This window comes from Micromonospora sp. WMMD956 (assembly GCF_029626125.1).
Taxonomy (GTDB): Bacteria; Actinomycetota; Actinomycetes; order Mycobacteriales; family Micromonosporaceae; genus Micromonospora; species Micromonospora carbonacea.
The window spans coordinates 1681164-1698038 of record NZ_JARUBI010000005.1 but is presented as its reverse complement, the minus strand read 5'-3'; the positions used below and the strand labels follow the sequence as shown (position 1 = coordinate 1698038).

Here is a 16875-nt window from a genome sequence, read left to right as displayed (position 1 = left end):
CGGGAACGCCCACCCGACGCCACCTCCCCATGGTCTGCTCGGGGTCGGAGAGGAGACCACAGTGCGTACCGTCCTCGTGTGCGTTCGGACACCGCTCGCCGCGCAGCAACTGAACTCCGCGGCGGCGCGGCTCGGACTGTCCGCCGCCGTCCGTACCGCCGTCTCCGATCCCGAGGTGATGCTGCGCCTGGCGGAGGGGCCGGCAGACGTCGTGCTCGCCGACACCGCCCTCACCCGGCCGGACAGCGCCGGCTTCGTCCGGCGGGTGCTGGCCCGCGCCCCGCAGGCCGCGGTGCTGCTGCTCGGCGCGGAGGAGTCCGAGGCCGCCGCCGCGACCATCGGCGCCGGTGCCCGGGGGCTGATCCAGGGCACCGACCACGACCTGACCAGCGCGGTGGCGAAGGCGCTGCTGCTGCTCTCGGCACCGGGCCGCGCGACCCGCAGCCGGGTGACCGATCCGGCCCGCGACGCGGCCTCCGTCGGCGGGCCCGCCCGACCCGCACCGGCCGGCCGGCCCCCGGCCAAGTCCGGCCCGGGCTGGCCGGCGGGGCCCGAGGAGCCGCCCGGCGGCGCGCCGCCGGTGGTGCCGGTGCAGCGCGGCGACGACGAGGTGGAGGCGGGCGGCGAGGGGGAGACCCCGGCGACGGCGGGGCAGCGCCCCGCCCCGGCCCGGGGCGGCCGCGGCGCGATCGGCCTGACCGAGCGGGAACTCCAGGTGCTGCTCGGCATGGCCGAGGGCAAGAGCAACGCCGAGATCGGCCGCGAGCTGTTCGTCTCGGAGGACACCGTCAAGACGCACGCCCGCCGGCTGTTCCGCAAGCTCGGCGCCCGGGACCGCGCGCACGCGGTGGCCGCCGGCTTCCGCGCCGGCCTGGTCACCTGACCCGGAAGTCACGAGACGACCGATCGGGGCCGCGGGTGCAGGACTCCCGTGGCGTCGTCCTTGTCGTTCGTGCGCCCGGCGCGGTGGCCCGGTCGAGCAGCCGCTCGGCGATGTCGGTAACGACGGGTGATATTCCTGCCCGGCAACATCAACCCACTTCTCCCTTTGCTCTGCACCCACATACGCAACGATTCACGCTGCGTGCGCGACCGCGGCGAGTGCGTGCCGCGCGTGATTGGCATATCGCCAGCTCATGGCTCGTGGTGCGTGGGTGGGGGCAGAGCAAAGGGAGGGGGTGATGTGTGTTGGGGCCCGGCGATCCTTACGCAGAGTCAGATCGTGGGCTGCGGTGATCGGCCCTGGCGATTGTGACGGAACGTGGTTGGCGGGGTTCGGGTGCCGGGTTCGGGCGCCGCGCGGGAGCCGGGTTGCGCGCAGGCGCGGCGGCGCGGCGTGTGGCCGCGCGCGGAGGTGTGGTGACGGGACCCTAGGGGGTCGGGTCGTCGTCGGTGCCCTCGGTGAGGGTGTCGTGCACGCCGTCGGCGTAGCCGCGGGCGTAGTCCCACGTCACGTAGTGGTCGGGATCCGGGTCGTAGGCCGGCTCGTGCACCCGGGGACGGCCGGAGCTGAGCAGGTGGCGCAGGTTGCCCCGGAGCAGGTCCCAGTCGAAGTAGTGCGGCTCGCGGCAGTCCTCGCACTCGATGACCAGCCCGCGCACGCCGACGGGGGCCAGCAGGGCCTGGTAGATCTCCAGGTCGGCCAGATCCTCCAGCACGTCCTGCCGCTCGACCTCGGTCAGCGGGTCGAGCGTGTCGTCGTCCGCCGGGTCGTGCAGCTCCGCCGCCGGATCGGCCGGGTCGCCGTTGAACGGGTCGATGGGCTCGTCGTGCACCCCCTCACCGTAGACCCCGCGCCCGCCGGACGCCCGCCCCCGTCCGGCCGGTCACCCCGCGTCGGCCTCGGCGGGCGTGAGCGTCACGCAGCGTCGTCCGCCGGCCCGGCTCGGGCGGGGCCGGGCTGGGCCGATGGGTACGATGGCACTGACGCGTCCTCACCCGGTGTGCGCCGGACGTCCGCGCGCGCCGTCTCGCCGAAGCCCGCCCGACCCAGCTCAGGAGAGCAATCGTGGACAATTCGCCCAGCATCGATCTTCCGGCCGGCGCCGACACCGGCGAGCTGGGCGGCCATCTGCCGGAGCTGCCCGCCGGCTCGGCCCGGGTGGTCCCGCTCGGCCTCACCTTCGACGACGTGCTCCTCCAGCCCGGCGAGTCGGACGTCGTGCCCAGCCGGGTCAACACCCGCACCCGGCTCACCCGCAACGTCGAGCTGACCGTCCCGCTGCTGTCCAGCGCGATGGACACGGTCACCGAGGCGCGGATGGCGATCGCCATGGCCCGCCAGGGCGGCATCGGCGTGCTGCACCGCAACCTGTCCCTGGAGGACCAGGCGCTCCAGGTCGACCTGGTCAAGCGCTCCGAGTCCGGCATGATCACCAACCCGGTGACGGCCAGCCCCGACGACACCCTGCGCGACGTCGACGCGCTCTGCGGGCGCTACCGCATCTCCGGCGTCCCCGTGGTCGACGGCGAGGGCCAGCTCGTCGGCATCGTCACCAACCGGGACATGCGCTTCGTCTCCGAGCCGGCCACCCCGGTCCGCGAGATCATGACCCGCACGCCGCTGGTCACCGCCCCGGTCGGGGTCAGCAAGGACGAGGCGCTGGCCCTGCTGCGTCAGCACAAGGTCGAGAAGCTGCCGATCGTCGACGGCGCGGGCCGGCTGCGCGGGCTGATCACCGTGAAGGACTTCACCAAGAGCGAGCAGTACCCGAACGCCACCAAGGACGACGTGGGCCGGCTCCGGGTGGCCGCCGCCGTCGGCGTGGGCGAGGACGCGTACAAGCGGGCCCGGGCGCTGGTCGACGCGGGCGTCGACGTGATCATCGTGGACACCGCCCACGGCCACCAGCGGGCGGTGCTGGACATGGTCCGCCAGCTCAAGAAGGACGTCACGATCGACATCGTCGGCGGCAACGTGGCCACCTACGCCGGGGCGAAGGCCCTGGTCGAGGCCGGCGCGGACGGCGTGAAGGTCGGGGTGGGCCCGGGCGCGATCTGCACCACCCGGATCGTCGCCGGGGTCGGCGTGCCGCAGATCACCGCGATCATGGAGGCGGCGCGGGCCGCCCGCCCGGCCGGCGTGCCGGTCATCGGCGACGGCGGCATCCAATACTCGGGCGACATCGCCAAGGCCCTCGTGGCCGGCGCCGACACCGTGATGCTGGGCAGCCTGCTGGCCGGCTGCGAGGAGAGCCCCGGCGAGCTGATCTTCATCAACGGCAAGCAGTACAAGGCGTACCGGGGGATGGGCTCGCTCGGCGCGATGCAGTCGCGGGGGCAGGCCAAGTCGTATTCGAAGGACCGCTACTTCCAGCAGGACGTGCTCGCCGAGGACAAGCTGGTCCCGGAGGGCGTCGAGGGCCAGGTGCCCTACCGGGGGCCGCTCGCCGCCGTCGCCCACCAGCTCACCGGCGGGCTGCGGGCCGCGATGGGGTACGTCGGCGCGGAGAGCATCCCCGAGCTGCACCGGCGCGGCCAGCTCATCCGGATCACCGCGGCCGGGCTCAAGGAGAGCCACCCGCACGACATCCAGATGACCGTCGAGGCGCCGAACTACCACTCCCGCTGACCCACCACCACCCCGACACCACCTGGAGCCACCATGCGTGACGTGGTCGAGATCGGCCTGGGCAAGACCGCGCAACGCGGTTACCACCTGGACGACATCGCCATCGTGCCGAGCCGCCGCACCCGGGACGTCGACGACGTCTCCACCACCTGGCAGCTCGACGCGTACCAGTTCGGCATCCCCTGCGTGGGGCACCCCTCGGACGCGACGATGAGCCCGGCGTCCGCCGTGCGGCTCGGCCAGCTCGGCGGCCTCGGGGTGCTCAACGTCGAGGGCCTGTGGACCCGGTACGAGAACCCGACCAAGATCCTGGAGGAGCTGTCGGGCCTCGGCGAGGACGCGCGCGCCACCAAGCGGCTCCAGGAGGTCTACGCCGAGCCGATCCGCCCGGACCTCATCGCCGAGCGGGTCCGCGAGCTGCGGGCCGGCGGCGGCACCGTGGCTGTGCGGGTCTCCCCGCAGCACACCCTGGCGCTGGCCCCGGTGATCCTCGACGCGGGCGTGGACATCCTGGTCATCCAGGGCACCATCGTCTCGGCCGAGCACGTCTCCACCACCGACGAGCCGCTCAACCTCAAGGAGTTCATCGCCGACCTCGACCTGCCGGTCATCGTCGGCGGCTGCACCGACTACAAGACGGCGCTGCACCTGATGCGCACCGGCGCGGCCGGCGTGATCGTCGGCATCGGCGGCGACGGCTGGTCGACCACCGAGTCGGTGCTGGGCATCCGGGTGCCGATGGCCACCGCGATCGCCGACGCCGCCGCGGCCCGCCGCGACTACCTCGACGAGACCGGCGGCCGGTACGTGCACCTGATCGCCGACGGCGACATCCAGACCTCCGGCGACATCGCCAAGGCGCTGGGCTGCGGCGCGGACGCGGTGATGCTCGGCGAGCCGCTGTCGCTGTGCGCGGAGGCCCCGGCCGGCGGCGCGTGGTGGCACTCGGCGGCCAGCCACCCGTCGCTGCCGCGCGGCGCGTTCGAGGTGGCCGGCGAGCCGCTCGGGGAGATGGAGCGGCTGCTGTTCGGCCCGGCCGACGAGCCGGACGGCCAGCTCAACCTGTTCGGCGGGCTGCGTCGGGCGATGGCCAAGTGCGGCTACCGCGACCTCAAGGAGTTCCAGAAGGTCGGCCTGGTCCTCGACCGCTGACCCGCCGCCCCGGGGCGACCCCGAGAGCACGTGGAACGGCCCCGCCGCGGGAGAGCGGCGGGGCCGTTCGCGTCGGGCGGGGTCGATTGTGGGCCTATTGCCGGTTATGGACGCTTTTGCCGGCCGGCGTGGGCTAGGCTCGCCCCCGACAGCCGAGGGAGAGCGATGGTCCGCACAGGAAGCCGACCGGTCGGCCGCGTCGTCCTGGCCGCCTGCCTCGTCGCGGCCGCCCTCGCCGCCTGCACCGGGCCGCCGCCCGACGCCGACCGCGCCCGCCGCGGGGCGGCCGACGCGGGCGACCCGTACGTCCCCGGGCGCGGCAACGGCGGCTACGACGTGGCCGCGTACCGGCTGCGGATCCGCTACGACCCGGCCGACGACCGGCTCACCGGCCACGCCACCATCACGGCCACCGCGACGGCCGGGCTGTCCCGGTTCAACCTGGACCTGTCCGGCCTGACCGTCGGCGCGGTCCGCGTCGACGGCGCGCAGGCCCGGCACGCCCGCGAGGGCGACGAGCTGGTGGTCACCCCGGCGCGCGGCCTGGACCGGGGCGCCCGGTTCGCCGTCGACGTGGAGTACGCGGGGGTGCCGCAGCCGGTCGAGAGCACCACGCTGGGCGTCGGCGGCTTCCTCGCCACCGCCGACGGCGCGGTCGCGCTCGGCCAGCCCGACTCGGCGAGCACCTGGTTCCCGGTCAACGACCACCCGTCCGACAAGGCCACCTACGACGTCGAGGTCACCGTCCCCGACGGGCTGGCCGCGCTCGGCAACGGCGTGCCGGCGGGACGCACCAGCGCCGGCGGCTGGACCACCTGGCGCTGGGTCGAGCGGGCCCCGATGGCCAGCTACCTGAGCACGCTGGTGATCGGCGACTACCGGGTCGCCACCGGCACCCACCGGGGCAAGCCGATGGTCACGGCCGTCGCGGCGAGCCTGCCCGCCGACGGTCCGGCCGCCGCCTCGCTGGCCCGCACCGGCGAGATCGCCGACTTCCTCGCCGACCGCTTCGGGCCGTACCCGTTCGACTCGTACGGCGGGATCGCGCTCGCCGAGCGCCGCATCTCGTACGCCCTGGAGACCCAGTCGCGCCCGGTCTACGGGCCGGGCTTCTTCCGCTCCGGCCGCCCCGACACCGGGGTGGTCGCGCACGAGCTGGCCCACCAGTGGTTCGGCGACAGCGTCTCGCTGGCCCGGTGGAGCGACATCTGGCTCAACGAGGGCTTCGCCACGTACGCCGAATGGCTCTGGCTGGAGCACGACGGCGGCCGGACCGTCGCGCAGACCGTCGCGGCCCGCCACGCCGCGACGGACTGGTCGCAGCCGTCGGTCGACCCGGGCCGGGCGAACATGTTCGGCGACGCCGTCTACCAGCGGGGCGCGCTCGCGGTGCACGCGCTGCGGCGGACCGTCGGCGACGACGCCTTCTTCCGGATCCTGCGTGCCTGGACCACCGAGCGGCGCGGCGGCAACGCCACCACGGCGGACTTCGTCGCCCTCGCCGAGCGGGTCTCCGGCCGGCGGCTGGCCGCGCTGCTCGACGCCTGGCTCGTCGGCGGCACCGCGCCCGCGCTGCCCTGAGCGGCGTCGGCACCCGGGGCTGCCGGCCGGTGACCCGCCGTGCCCGCGCCGCCGTGCGCCGTGCCCGCGATGGGTAGGCTGCCGCGGGTGGAGCGGCCCGGACGAGCCGGGCCGGCCGGGTGGGCCGAGGGCCGTCGCCGGGCCGGGGGCCTCCGCCGGGAGGGACGACGCGATGACGCTGCGCCTGCGGGGCCTGCGCCTGCGCACCGTGCTGCTGCTGGCCGGCGTGCTCGGGCTGGCCGCCTGCTCCTCGCCGCCCGAGCCGGCCGCCCGGGAGGCCACCCCGTCGCCGACGGCGGCGCGGCAGTTCAAGCCCGGCGCGGCCGGGGTCGGCGACGACTACTTCCCCCGGTACGGCAACGGCGGGTACGACGTGACCCGGTACGTGGTGAAGGTCCGCTACGACCCCGCGACGGACCGCCTCACCGGCACCACCACCGTGCAGGCCACGGCCACCGCGAGCCTGTCCGCGTTCCACCTGGACCTGGCCGGGCTCACCGTGCGCGGGGTGACGGTCGACGGCGTCGCGGCCCGGCACGCCCGCGCCGGCGACGAGCTGGTCGTCACCCCCGCCGCCGGCCTGACCTCGGGCAACGGCTTCACCGCCGAGATCCGGTACGAGGGCACGCCGAAGCCGCTGACCAACGAGACCCTCGGCGAGGGCGGCTTCCGGCACACCTCCGACGGCGCGGTGGCCCTCGGCCAGCCCGAGTCGGCGAGCACCTGGTTCCCGGTCAACGACCACCCGTCCGACAAGGCCACCTACGACTTCGAGATTACCGTCCCGGAGGGGCTGACCGCCGTCAGCAACGGGGCGCCGGTGGGCAAGGCCACCCGCGCCGGCTGGACCACCTGGAAGTGGGCCGAGCGGTCCCCGATGGCCAGCTACCTGAGCATGGTGGCCATCGGGAACTTCCGGGTGACCCGCGCCGAGCACAAGGGACGGCCGGTGTTCAGCGCGGTCACCACGAAGCTGCCCGAGGGCGCGGCGGACGCCTCGATCGCCCGCACCGTAGAGGTGGCCGACTACCTGGAGGGCGTGTTCGGGCCGTACCCGTTCGGGTCGTACGGCGGGGTGGTCGTCGACGATCCGGGCATCAGGTTCGCCCTGGAGACGCAGAGCCGCCCGGTCTACTCGTCCACCTTCTTCAGCCGCGGCGCGAACAGCGGGGTGGTCGCGCACGAGCTGGCCCACCAGTGGTTCGGCGACAGCGTCTCCCTGGCCCGGTGGAGCGACATCTGGCTCAACGAGGGCTTCGCCACGTACGCCGAATGGCTCTGGCTGGAGCACGACGGCGGCCGGACGGTGCAGCAGTCGTTCGACGGGGAGTACCTCGGCGCGTCGGCGTCGCTGTGGCGGACGCCGCCCGGCCGGCCGGGGGCGGCGAACCTGTTCAGCGACTCCGTCTACCAGCGGGGCGCGATGACCGTGCACGCGCTGCGCGTCACCGTCGGCGACGAGGCGTTCTTCCGGATCGTCCGGGGCTGGGCGGCCGACCGGCGCGACGGCAACGTCACCACCGCCGACTTCGTCGCCCACGCCGAGCAGGTCTCCGGCCGGCAGCTCGACGCGCTCTTCGACGCCTGGCTCCACGGCACCGAGCGGCCGGAGCGCCCGACGGCCCGCTGACCCCGGGCGCTCCGCCCGCCGTCACCCGGTCACGCCGTCACCAGGGCACCACCCCGGCGTCCTCGAAGAAGCCGCCGGTCGGGCCGTCGTCGGGCAGGGTCGCGAGCCGGACCGCGATCGCCGCACCCTGCTCCGGGGTACGGACCCCCCGGAAGTTGTTGAGATCGGTGGCGACGTAGCCGGGGCAGGCGGCGTTGATCAGGATGTTCGTGCCGCGCAGCTCCCTGACGTACTGGACGGTGACGGCGTTGAGGAACGTCTTCGACGGCGAGTACGCGACGGCGATCGGACCCGTGGTGAGCTCGCTCTCGGCGGCGGACTGCCGGGCGAGGGAGCCGACGCTGCTGGACATGTTCACGATCCGGGGCGAGGTCGACCGGCGCAGCAGCGGCAGCATGGCGTTGGTGACCCGGATGACGCCGAGCACGTTCGTCTCCACGACGGCCCGCATCACCGCGAGGTCGACGGTGGTGGGCAGCTGCGCCCGGTCGCCGGTCACCCCGGCGTTGTTGACCAGCGCGTCGAGGCGGCCGGCGCGCTCCTCGACCAGCGCGGCGGCGGCGGTCACGCTCGCGTCGTCGGTCACGTCCAGCGGCACCCCGAACGCGTCGACGCCGGCCGCGCGCAACTTCGCCACGGCGGTCTCCCGGCGCTGCCCGTCCCGCGCGCCGACGCCGACGGTGAAGCCGAGGGCACCCAGGCCGGCGGCGATCTCGTACCCGATTCCCTTGTTGGCGCCGGTGACCAGCGCGATCTTCGCTTCGCTCATGCGGCCGATCCTGGCCGGGGCCGGCCGGGTCACCAACACCGGCTGAGTGGGCAGCGATACCCGACGGGTATCGGCGCGGGTACCGTGGGGGCATGGAGACGCGGGAGCTGCGATATTTCGTCGCCGTCGCCGAGGAACTCCACTTCGGGCGGGCGGCGCAGCGCCTCGGCATCGCGCAGCCGCCGCTGTCGCGGGCGATCGCGCAACTCGAACGGCGGCTCGGGGTGACGCTGCTGGACCGCACCAGCCGCAGCGTCGCCCTGACCGAGGCCGGCGCGGTGCTGCTGGTTGAGGGCCGGGCGGCCCTCGACGCGGTGGCCGCCGCCGACCGCCGTACCCGCCGCGCCGCCCGCGCCGCGACCGGCGACCCCGGCCTGGTCCTGGTCACCAAGGCCGGAGCGTCCAGCGAACTGCTGGCGAAGCTGCTCGACGCCTACGCCGCCGAGCCCGGCGCGGTCGCCGTCGACGTGCACCTGTGCGGGATCGGCGAGCAGGAGCGGTTGCTGCGCGACGGCCGGGCGGACGTGGCGCTGCTGCACCGGCCGTTCGACTCGACCGTCGGGTTCGACGCCGAGGAGCTGTGCACGGAGGGGCAGGTGGTGCTCCTGCCGGCCGGGCATCCCCTCGCCGGCCGGGCGGAGCTGCGGGAGGCCGACGTCGCCGATCTTCCCGGCCTGCCGCTGCCGCGCTGGCCGTGCCGCGACGGCAGCTACCCGGACGGTCCCGGCCCGCAGGTCCGCGACCACGCGCAGCTGCACGAGCTGATCGCGCTCGGCCGGGCGTCGGCGGTCGTGCCCGAGTCGTGCCGGACCCACCTGCGCCGGGACATCGCCGCCGTGCCGGTGTCGGACGCGCCGCGCGTGACGACGGTGATCGCCTGGCCGCCGCACAGCCGGTCCCGGGCGCTGGCCGTGCTGATCCGGACGGCGCTCGGCCTCTAGCCGGGCCTAGTTCTTCACCACCAGCTCCGGGTGGTCGGCGAGGTACTGCTCGGCCCGGTCCTCCTTGAGCGCGGTGAGGAACTGCCGGCCGACCGGCTTGAGCTGCTCACCGCGGTAGCCGCTGCCCTTGCCCACCCCCTCGCCGGGCAGGCCGACGAGGACGAGCCGGTCGGCGGGCAGCCCGCCGAGGGCGTACGCGAGGTCGACGATCCGCGGCCCGCCCGCGTAGACGAGGGTGTCGCCGAGCGCCCCGACGACCTGCTCGACCCGGTCGGGCTGCCGGGGCAGGCTCTCGGACTGCATCTTCGCCACGATGGCCCGGATGAGCTGCTGCTGGTGCCGCTGCCGGTCGTAGTCGCCGTTCTTCAGGCCGTAGCGCTGCCGGGCGTAGTCCAGCGCCTGCCAGCCGTTGAGGTGCCGCTCGCCCTTCTCGTAGACCATCTGCGGGCCGACGTAGCCGCCGCCGCCCGGGGCGGCCTCGCGGTGCCGGCCGTCCGGCCGCCGGTGCAGCGAGACGGTCCGCTCGTCGACGTAGAGGTCGACCCCGCCGACGGCGTCCACCAGCTTCTCGAAGCCGGTGAAGGTGACCACGGCGCCGGCGTCGAAGCGCAGCCCGGTGTAGCCGCTGACGGTGCTGCGCAGCAGCTCGTAGCCCTGGGCGGCGCTCGGCTTCTTGGGCTTGCCCGGCACCCGGCTGCCGTAGCTCATCGCGTGGGTGAGCTTGGTCTTCCCGCCGGAGTAGCCGGCCTTCGGGTAGGCCGGGATGTCGACCAGCAGGTCCCGGGGCAGCGAGAAGAGGTACGCCCGGTCCAGCCCTGCCGGCACGTGCGCCACCAGCACCGCGTCGCCGTGCGGCTCCCAGCCGGGCACGCTGACCCGGGTGTCCACGCCGACGAACAGCAGGTTGAGCGGCCCGGTGACGTCGGCCCCGGGCGGCGGCGTCGGGCTCGGCGTCGGCGACGGCGTGGGGGTGGGCGCGGCCGTGACCCGTCCCGCCCCGCGCTCGGTCTGCCGGTCGGCGACCAGCCGGGCCGCCACCGTGCCCCCGAGCGCCAGCACGACGGCCGCCACGACGACGGCCAGCCCCGCCCGCCACCGCCGCCGTCCGGTCCCCGCCTGTCCGGCCATCTCGCACCCCCGCACCTACAACGCTGGAAGGGCCGCGCCGGGTTGCGGCCGCTGAGCCGCGGATCACCTGCGGCGGGGTGCATGGTCGCGCGAAAACCGGCTATGGCGCGAGAGCTACTCGTCGGTAATGATGCGTTCATGCGGTACGACGTGCTCGTCATCGGGTCCGGCTTCGGCGGCAGCGTCACCGCGCTCCGGCTGGCCGAGAAGGGCTACTCGGTCGGCGTCCTGGAGGCCGGGCGGCGCTTCGCCGACGACGAGTTCCCCGAGACGTCGTGGCGGCTGCGGCGCTTCCTGTGGGCCCCGCGGCTCGGCTGCTTCGGCCTGCAACGCCTCACCCTGCTCCGCTCCGCCGACCGGCGGGCCGGCGGCGGGGTGCTGGTGCTCTCCGGCGCGGGGGTGGGCGGCGGCTCGCTGGTCTACGCGAACACCCTCTACGAGCCCCTCGACGCGTTCTACGCCGACCCGCAGTGGCGGGACGTCACCGACTGGCGGGCCGAGCTGGCCCCGCACTACGACCAGGCGAAGCGGATGCTCGGCGTCACCACCTACCCGCGGCACACCCGCGCGGACTCCGCGATGCGGGCGGTCGCCGACCGGATGGGGGCCGGGAACACCTTCCACCCCACCCCCGTCGGCGTGCACATCGGCCGGCCGGGAGAGCGGGCCGCCGACCCGTACTTCGGCGGCGTCGGCCCGGAGCGCACCGGCTGCACCCACTGCGGGGCGTGCATGACGGGCTGCCGGCAGGGGGCGAAGAACACCCTGGTCAAGAACTACCTCTGGCTGGCCGAGCGGCTCGGCGCGCAGGTGCACCCGCTGACCACCGTCACCGCCGTGCGCCCCGCCGCCGGCGGCGGCTACCGGGTCGAGACCGTCCGCACCGGGTCCTGGCTGCGCAGGCGTCGCCGGGTGTGGCACGCCGACCAGGTGGTCCTCGCCGCCGGGGCGCTCGGCACCCAGCGGCTGCTGCACGAGATGAAGGCCACCGGCGCGCTGCCGCACCTGTCCGACCGCCTCGGCGAGCTGACCCGGACCAACTCCGAGGCGATCCTCGGCGCGTCCGTGCCCCTCGGGCCGGCCCGCGCGCAGGGGCTGGACTTCACCGACGGGGTGGCGATCACCAGCTCGTTCCACCCCGACCCGCAGACCCACATCGAGCCGGTCCGCTACGGGCGGGGCTCCAACGCGATGGGGCTGCTCCAGTCGCTGCTGGTCGACGGCGGGCCGCACCGGGTCCGCCGCTGGCTGGTCGGCCTGCTCACCCAGCCGCGCCTCGCCGTGCGGATGCTCACCGTCCGCGACTGGTCGCGGCGCACCGTCATCGCGCTGGTCATGCAGTCGGCCGACAACTCGCTGACGACCCGCTGGCGGCGCGGCCCGCTCGGGCGGCGGCTGGTCGCCGGGCCCGGCCACGGCGCGCCCAACCCGACGTGGATCCCCGCCGGCAACGCCGCCGCGCGGCTGCTCGCCGAGGAGATCGGCGGCACGCCGGGCGGGTCGCTCACCGAGCCATTCGACATCCCGATCACCGCGCACATCCTCGGCGGGGCGGTGATCGGGGCCACCGCCGCCGACGGGGTGGTCGACCCGTACCACCGGGTGCACGGGCACCCGGGGCTGCACGTGGTGGACGGGGCGGCCGTGTCGGCGAACCTGGGCGTGAACCCGTCGCTGACCATCACCGCGCAGGCGGAACGGGCGATGTCGTTCTGGCCCAACCGGGGCGAGGCGGACCCCCGGCCGCCGCTGGGGGAGGCGTACCGGCGGGTGGCGGCGGTGCCGCCGGTGCGCCCGGCCGTGCCGGCGGACGCCCCCGGCGCGCTCCGCTGGTAAGGAAGGGCCCCTTGTTAACGCCTACGGTAGAGAAGGGTCCCCTTCTCACCACGCACCCACAGGCGCGCGGGGCCGCGCCGGGCGTGCGCCGGGGTCCGCGCCGGGGCGGGGGTGACTGTCGGTAGGCTTCGTGCCCATGAGCACGCCTCGCCCCGTCCTCGTGGTGGACTTCGGAGCCCAGTACGCCCAGCTCATCGCGCGCCGGGTGCGCGAGGCGCGGGTCTACTCGGAGATCGTGCCGCACTCGATGCCGGTGGCGGAGATGCTGGCGAGGGACCCGGCCGCGATCATCCTGTCCGGCGGCCCGGCCAGCGTCTACGCGCCCGACGCCCCGCAGGTCGACGCGGGGGTGTTCGAGGCGGGCGTGCCGGTCTTCGGCATCTGCTACGGCTTCCAGGCGATGGCCCAGGCCCTCGGCGGCACGGTCGCGCGCACCGGCAACCGCGAGTACGGCGGCACCCCGCTGCGCCCCCGCCTCACCGAGCCCGGGGTGCTGCTGCGCGACCTGCCGGCCGACCTGCCGGTCTGGATGAGCCACGGCGACTGCGTGACCGAGGCCCCGGCGGGCTTCGCGGTGACGGCCGAGTCGGCCGGCGCCCCGGTCGCCGCGTTCGAGGACCTGGCCGGTCGCCGCGCGGGCGTGCAGTTCCACCCGGAGGTGGGGCACACCGCGCACGGCCAGGAGATGCTCACCCGGTTCCTCTACGACATCGCCGGCATCGAGCCGACCTGGACGCCCGAGAACATCATCGACGAGCAGGTGGCCCGCATCCGCGCCCAGGTGGGCGACAAGGAGGTCATCTGCGGCCTGTCCGGCGGGGTCGACTCGGCCGTCGCCGCCGCGCTGGTGCACCGGGCCGTCGGCGACCAGCTCACCTGCGTCTTCGTCGACCACGGCCTGCTGCGGGCGGGCGAGGCCGAGCAGGTGGAGAAGGACTACGTCGCCGCCACCGGGATCAAGCTGAAGGTGGTCGACGCGGCCGACCGGTTCCTCGGCGCGCTGGCCGGGGTGACCGATCCGGAGCAGAAGCGCAAGATCATCGGTCGGGAGTTCATCCGGGTCTTCGAGGCCGCCGCCCGAGAGGTCGCCGCGCACGGCGACGTCGAGTTCCTGGTGCAGGGCACCCTCTACCCGGACGTGGTGGAGTCCGGTGGCGGCACCGGCACCGCCAACATCAAGAGCCACCACAACGTCGGCGGCCTGCCGGAGGACCTGAAGTTCGCCCTGGTCGAGCCGCTGCGCACGCTGTTCAAGGACGAGGTGCGCACGCTGGGCCTCCAGCTGGGCCTGCCCGAGGCGATGGTCTGGCGGCACCCGTTCCCGGGGCCGGGCCTGGCCATCCGGATCATCGGGGCGGTCGACCGGGAGCGGCTGGACCTGCTGCGCCAGGCCGACCTGATCGCCCGCGAGGAGCTGACCGCCGCCGGCCTGGACCGGGGCGTGTGGCAGTTCCCCGTGGTGCTCCTGGCCGACGTGCGCAGCGTCGGCGTGCAGGGCGACGGGCGCAGCTACGGGCATCCCGTGGTGCTGCGCCCGGTCTCCAGCGAGGACGCGATGACCGCCGACTGGTCCCGGCTGCCCTACGAGGTGGTGGCCAGGATCTCCACCCGGATCACCAACGAGGTGGCCGAGGTGAACCGGGTGGTCCTGGACGTGACCAGCAAGCCGCCGGGCACCATCGAGTGGGAGTGACCCCCGCCCGCCGGCTCAGCCGCCGGTGGGTGACGCGGGGTCCGTCGGGTGCGGCCACGCCGGGGCGTCGGCCGGCTCCTCCGGCATGAGGAACCACATGACCGGGTACGCGAGCGCGGCCACCCCGGCGGTGGCGAGCGTCGCGACGGCGAAGAGCACCCGGACGAGGGTGGGGTCGACGGCGAAGTAGCGGCCGAGGCCGCTGGCCACCCCGGCGACCATCCGGTCCGTGGTGGGTCGGCGGAGTTGCTTGTACGGGGCCTGGTGCGGTGTCGAGGTCATGCCTCCACGTTCCGCGCCGGAGGGCCCGCCGGCCTCGGTGACGGCCCGGATCATTACCCTGACCGATCCCTGATGATCAAGTATTCAGTCAGGAATCTGACTCTTTTCAATGCAGGTAACGAGGGGCGGGGAGAATTTGGCCCCGTGACCACCATGCTGGAGCCGCTCCGCAGGATCGCGGCATACGCAGTCTGTGCTGACTCAGTCGGCCGAGTGTTGCTGGTCCGCGCATCGGAGCGCTCCGGCACCCCCGGCACGTGGTCCCTCCCCGGCGGGGCGGTCGACCACGGCGAGGACCCGAACCACACCGTCGTCCGCGAGACCGCCGCCGAGACCGGGCTCTCGGTCGCCGTCTCCGGCCTCGACGACGTGCTGGCCGACATGCGGGCCCTGCCCGAGCGCGGCATCACCATCCACACCGACCGGCTCATCTACCGGGTGTCGGTGCGGGGCGGCACGCTCACCGACCGGGTCGACCGCCCCACCGACCTGGCCCGCTGGGTCACCCCCACCGAGGCGCGCGAGCTGCCGCTGCGCTCGTTCACCGCGCGGGCCCTCGGGCTGCCCGCCTCCTCGGCCGACGTGGTGCCCGACGAACCGCCGGAGTTCCCCTCCTTCTACGCGGTGCCCGGCCCCGACGGACTGCACCGCGCCCAGCGCTTCGCCGCGTACGCGGTGGCCACCGACCCCGACGGCCGGGTGCTGCTCACCCGGGTCTCCGACGGCTACCCGGGGGCCGGCTGCTGGCACCTGCCCGGCGGCGGCACCGACTACGGCGAGCAGCCGGGCGCGGCGCTCATCCGCGAGCTGGTCGAGGAGACCGGCCAGCAGGGCCGCCTCGTCGAGCTGCTCGGGGTGGCCAGCCACCGTGACGCCGCCTCCCTCGGCCCCGAGGGCTACCCGATCGACTGGCACGGCGTGCGCGCCTTCTACCGGGTGATGGTCGACCAGCCCGCGCCGCCCACGGTGACGGACGTCGGCGGCTCCACCTGCGAGGCCCGCTGGTTCGCCCGCGAGGAGCTGGGCGCGCTGCCCGCCGACCGCCTCACCGAGGTCACGGCGGAGGCCGTCCAGGCCGCCCGCCTCGGCTGACCGGCCGCAGGGCGCCGGCCCACGCCTCACCGGGCGAGATGCCCGATCGGCGCCTGGCCGGCCGCCGGCCCGACCCGCCCGGGTCGCGGCCCGACCGCCCCACGTCGTCGCCCGCGCGGCCGGCGTCCGCGATAGCTTCTTGACCGACCGGGCGTCCCGCCCGGGGGATCGGGAGGCGCGGCGTGCTGGAGCAGCGACGGCAGGTGGGGGTCCACGGGGTGTGCCGGGGGCGTGACGGGCGGGTGCTGCTCGTGCGCGGCTCCGCGTCGGCCGACCACCCGGGGGTGTGGCGGCTGCCCGGCGGCGGGCTGGCGCACGGGGAACACCCGGAGGCCGGCGTGGTCCGGGAGTTCGCCGCGCAGACCGGCCTCGCCGTGCAGGTGACGGGCCTGCTCGCCGCCGTCTCGGACGTCACCGGGCTGCCGGGCGTGGCGCTGCACACCGACCGGATCGTCTTCGCCGTCGAGGCGTCCGGCGGCAGGCTGCGCGCCGCGCCCGACGGCGTCACCGACCTGGCGCGCTGGTCGACGCCCGAGGAGGCCGCCGGGCTGCCGCTGCTGCCGTTCACCGCCGAGGCGCTCGGCCTGCCGGTCACCCCGGTGCGGCCCGCGTCCGGGGCGTCCCCCGGCGGGGCGCAACCGCCGGTGCCGGCCGACCGGAGGCAGCGCTTCGCGGCGTACGGGCTGGTCACCGACCCGGACGGGCGGGTGCTGCTCACCCTGATCGCCGACGGCTACCCGGGGGCCGGGCTGTGGCACCTGCCCGGTGGCGGCACCGACCACGGCGAGCAGCCGGCCGCCGGCCTGCTCCGCGAGCTGGTCGAGGAGGCCGGCCAGCTCGGCCGGGTGGTCGAGCTGCTCACCGTCCACGACCGCTACGATCCGGGCGCGCTGGGGCCGGAGGGCCGGCCGCTGGACTGGCACGGGGTGCGGGTGGTCTACCGGGTGGTGGTCGACGACCCCACCGAGGCCCGGGTCACCGAGCTGGCCGGCGGCTCGACGGCCGCCGCCGCCTGGTTTCCCCCGGACGCGCTCGGCGACCTGCCGTTGACCGAGGTGGCGGCCCTGGTAACCGGACATCGGGTCGCATAGCGCCCGCCCGCCGAGCCGGTATCGACGCCCTCCGGTAGGCTGAAGCCGGGGTTGGTGGAGGATCGGGCGATCAGGCCCGAGATGGGAATAGAAGAGGCGATTCGCGCGG

At 75.1% G+C, this 16875-nt stretch carries 14 protein-coding genes; 10 read left to right on the top strand and 4 right to left on the bottom strand.

The window, feature by feature from the left end:
• Positions 1-61 precede the first annotated feature (61 nt).
• A complete protein-coding gene (locus O7628_RS07800; RefSeq protein ID WP_278129366.1) occupies positions 62-883 on the top strand; it encodes a helix-turn-helix transcriptional regulator in 822 nt (273 codons plus the stop codon).
• A 487-nt stretch (positions 884-1370) separates the two neighbouring features.
• Here the strand turns inward: O7628_RS07800 and O7628_RS07795 are convergent, their stop codons facing one another.
• A complete protein-coding gene (locus tag O7628_RS07795) occupies positions 1371-1775 on the bottom strand; it encodes a DUF5319 domain-containing protein (protein WP_043965658.1) in 405 nt (134 codons plus the stop codon).
• Positions 1776-2008: 233 nt separating this feature from the next.
• Here O7628_RS07795 and guaB point away from each other — a divergent pair, with 233 nt between their 5' ends.
• From guaB to O7628_RS07775, 4 genes are all read left to right on the top strand, one after another.
• Positions 2009-3571 (top strand): IMP dehydrogenase, encoded by a 1563-nt coding sequence (gene guaB / locus O7628_RS07790; protein WP_178066402.1) that lies wholly within the window; start codon positions 2009-2011, stop codon positions 3569-3571.
• Between the two features lie 33 nt (positions 3572-3604).
• Positions 3605-4723, top strand: a complete 1119-nt coding sequence (locus tag O7628_RS07785; protein WP_074472577.1) for a GuaB3 family IMP dehydrogenase-related protein — start codon at positions 3605-3607, stop codon at positions 4721-4723.
• Positions 4724-4888: 165 nt separating this feature from the next.
• Entirely contained in the window at positions 4889-6304 is a 1416-nt protein-coding gene (locus O7628_RS07780) for a M1 family metallopeptidase (protein WP_278129365.1), read from the top strand.
• Positions 6305-6476: 172 nt separating this feature from the next.
• On the top strand, positions 6477-7934 hold the full coding sequence (locus O7628_RS07775) for a M1 family metallopeptidase (RefSeq protein ID WP_278129364.1): 1458 nt from the start codon (positions 6477-6479) through the stop codon (positions 7932-7934).
• Between the two features lie 37 nt (positions 7935-7971).
• On the opposite strand, the gene O7628_RS07770 is transcribed toward O7628_RS07775, so the two are convergent.
• Positions 7972-8703 carry an SDR family oxidoreductase gene (locus O7628_RS07770; RefSeq protein WP_278129363.1) on the bottom strand — a complete coding sequence of 244 codons (732 nt, stop codon included), beginning with the start codon at positions 8701-8703 and terminating at the stop codon, positions 7972-7974.
• A gap of 92 nt (positions 8704-8795) precedes the next feature.
• On the opposite strand from O7628_RS07770, the gene O7628_RS07765 reads away from it, so the two are divergent.
• Positions 8796-9644 (top strand): LysR family transcriptional regulator, encoded by an 849-nt coding sequence (locus O7628_RS07765; protein ID WP_178066399.1) that lies wholly within the window; start codon positions 8796-8798, stop codon positions 9642-9644.
• Between the two features lie 6 nt (positions 9645-9650).
• On the opposite strand, the gene O7628_RS07760 is transcribed toward O7628_RS07765, so the two are convergent.
• Positions 9651-10772, bottom strand: coding sequence for an LCP family protein (locus tag O7628_RS07760; RefSeq protein WP_278129362.1), 1122 nt, complete (start codon positions 10770-10772; stop codon positions 9651-9653).
• Positions 10773-10910: 138 nt separating this feature from the next.
• Here O7628_RS07760 and O7628_RS07755 point away from each other — a divergent pair, with 138 nt between their 5' ends.
• Positions 10911-12608, top strand: a complete 1698-nt coding sequence (locus O7628_RS07755) for a GMC family oxidoreductase (protein ID WP_278129361.1) — start codon at positions 10911-10913, stop codon at positions 12606-12608.
• Positions 12609-12744: 136 nt separating this feature from the next.
• Positions 12745-14301, top strand: a complete 1557-nt coding sequence (gene guaA, locus O7628_RS07750; protein ID WP_178066396.1) for a glutamine-hydrolyzing GMP synthase — start codon at positions 12745-12747, stop codon at positions 14299-14301.
• Between the two features lie 15 nt (positions 14302-14316).
• On the opposite strand, the gene O7628_RS07745 is transcribed toward guaA, so the two are convergent.
• A complete protein-coding gene (locus O7628_RS07745; RefSeq protein WP_074472850.1) occupies positions 14317-14583 on the bottom strand; it encodes a PspC domain-containing protein in 267 nt (88 codons plus the stop codon).
• A 144-nt stretch (positions 14584-14727) separates the two neighbouring features.
• On the opposite strand from O7628_RS07745, the gene O7628_RS07740 reads away from it, so the two are divergent.
• Positions 14728-15675 (top strand): NUDIX hydrolase, encoded by a 948-nt coding sequence (locus O7628_RS07740; RefSeq protein ID WP_278129360.1) that lies wholly within the window; start codon positions 14728-14730, stop codon positions 15673-15675.
• 185 nt (positions 15676-15860) lie between these two features.
• Positions 15861-16766 (top strand): NUDIX domain-containing protein, encoded by a 906-nt coding sequence (locus O7628_RS07735; RefSeq protein WP_278136254.1) that lies wholly within the window; start codon positions 15861-15863, stop codon positions 16764-16766.
• The last annotated feature ends 109 nt before the right edge of the window (positions 16767-16875 follow it).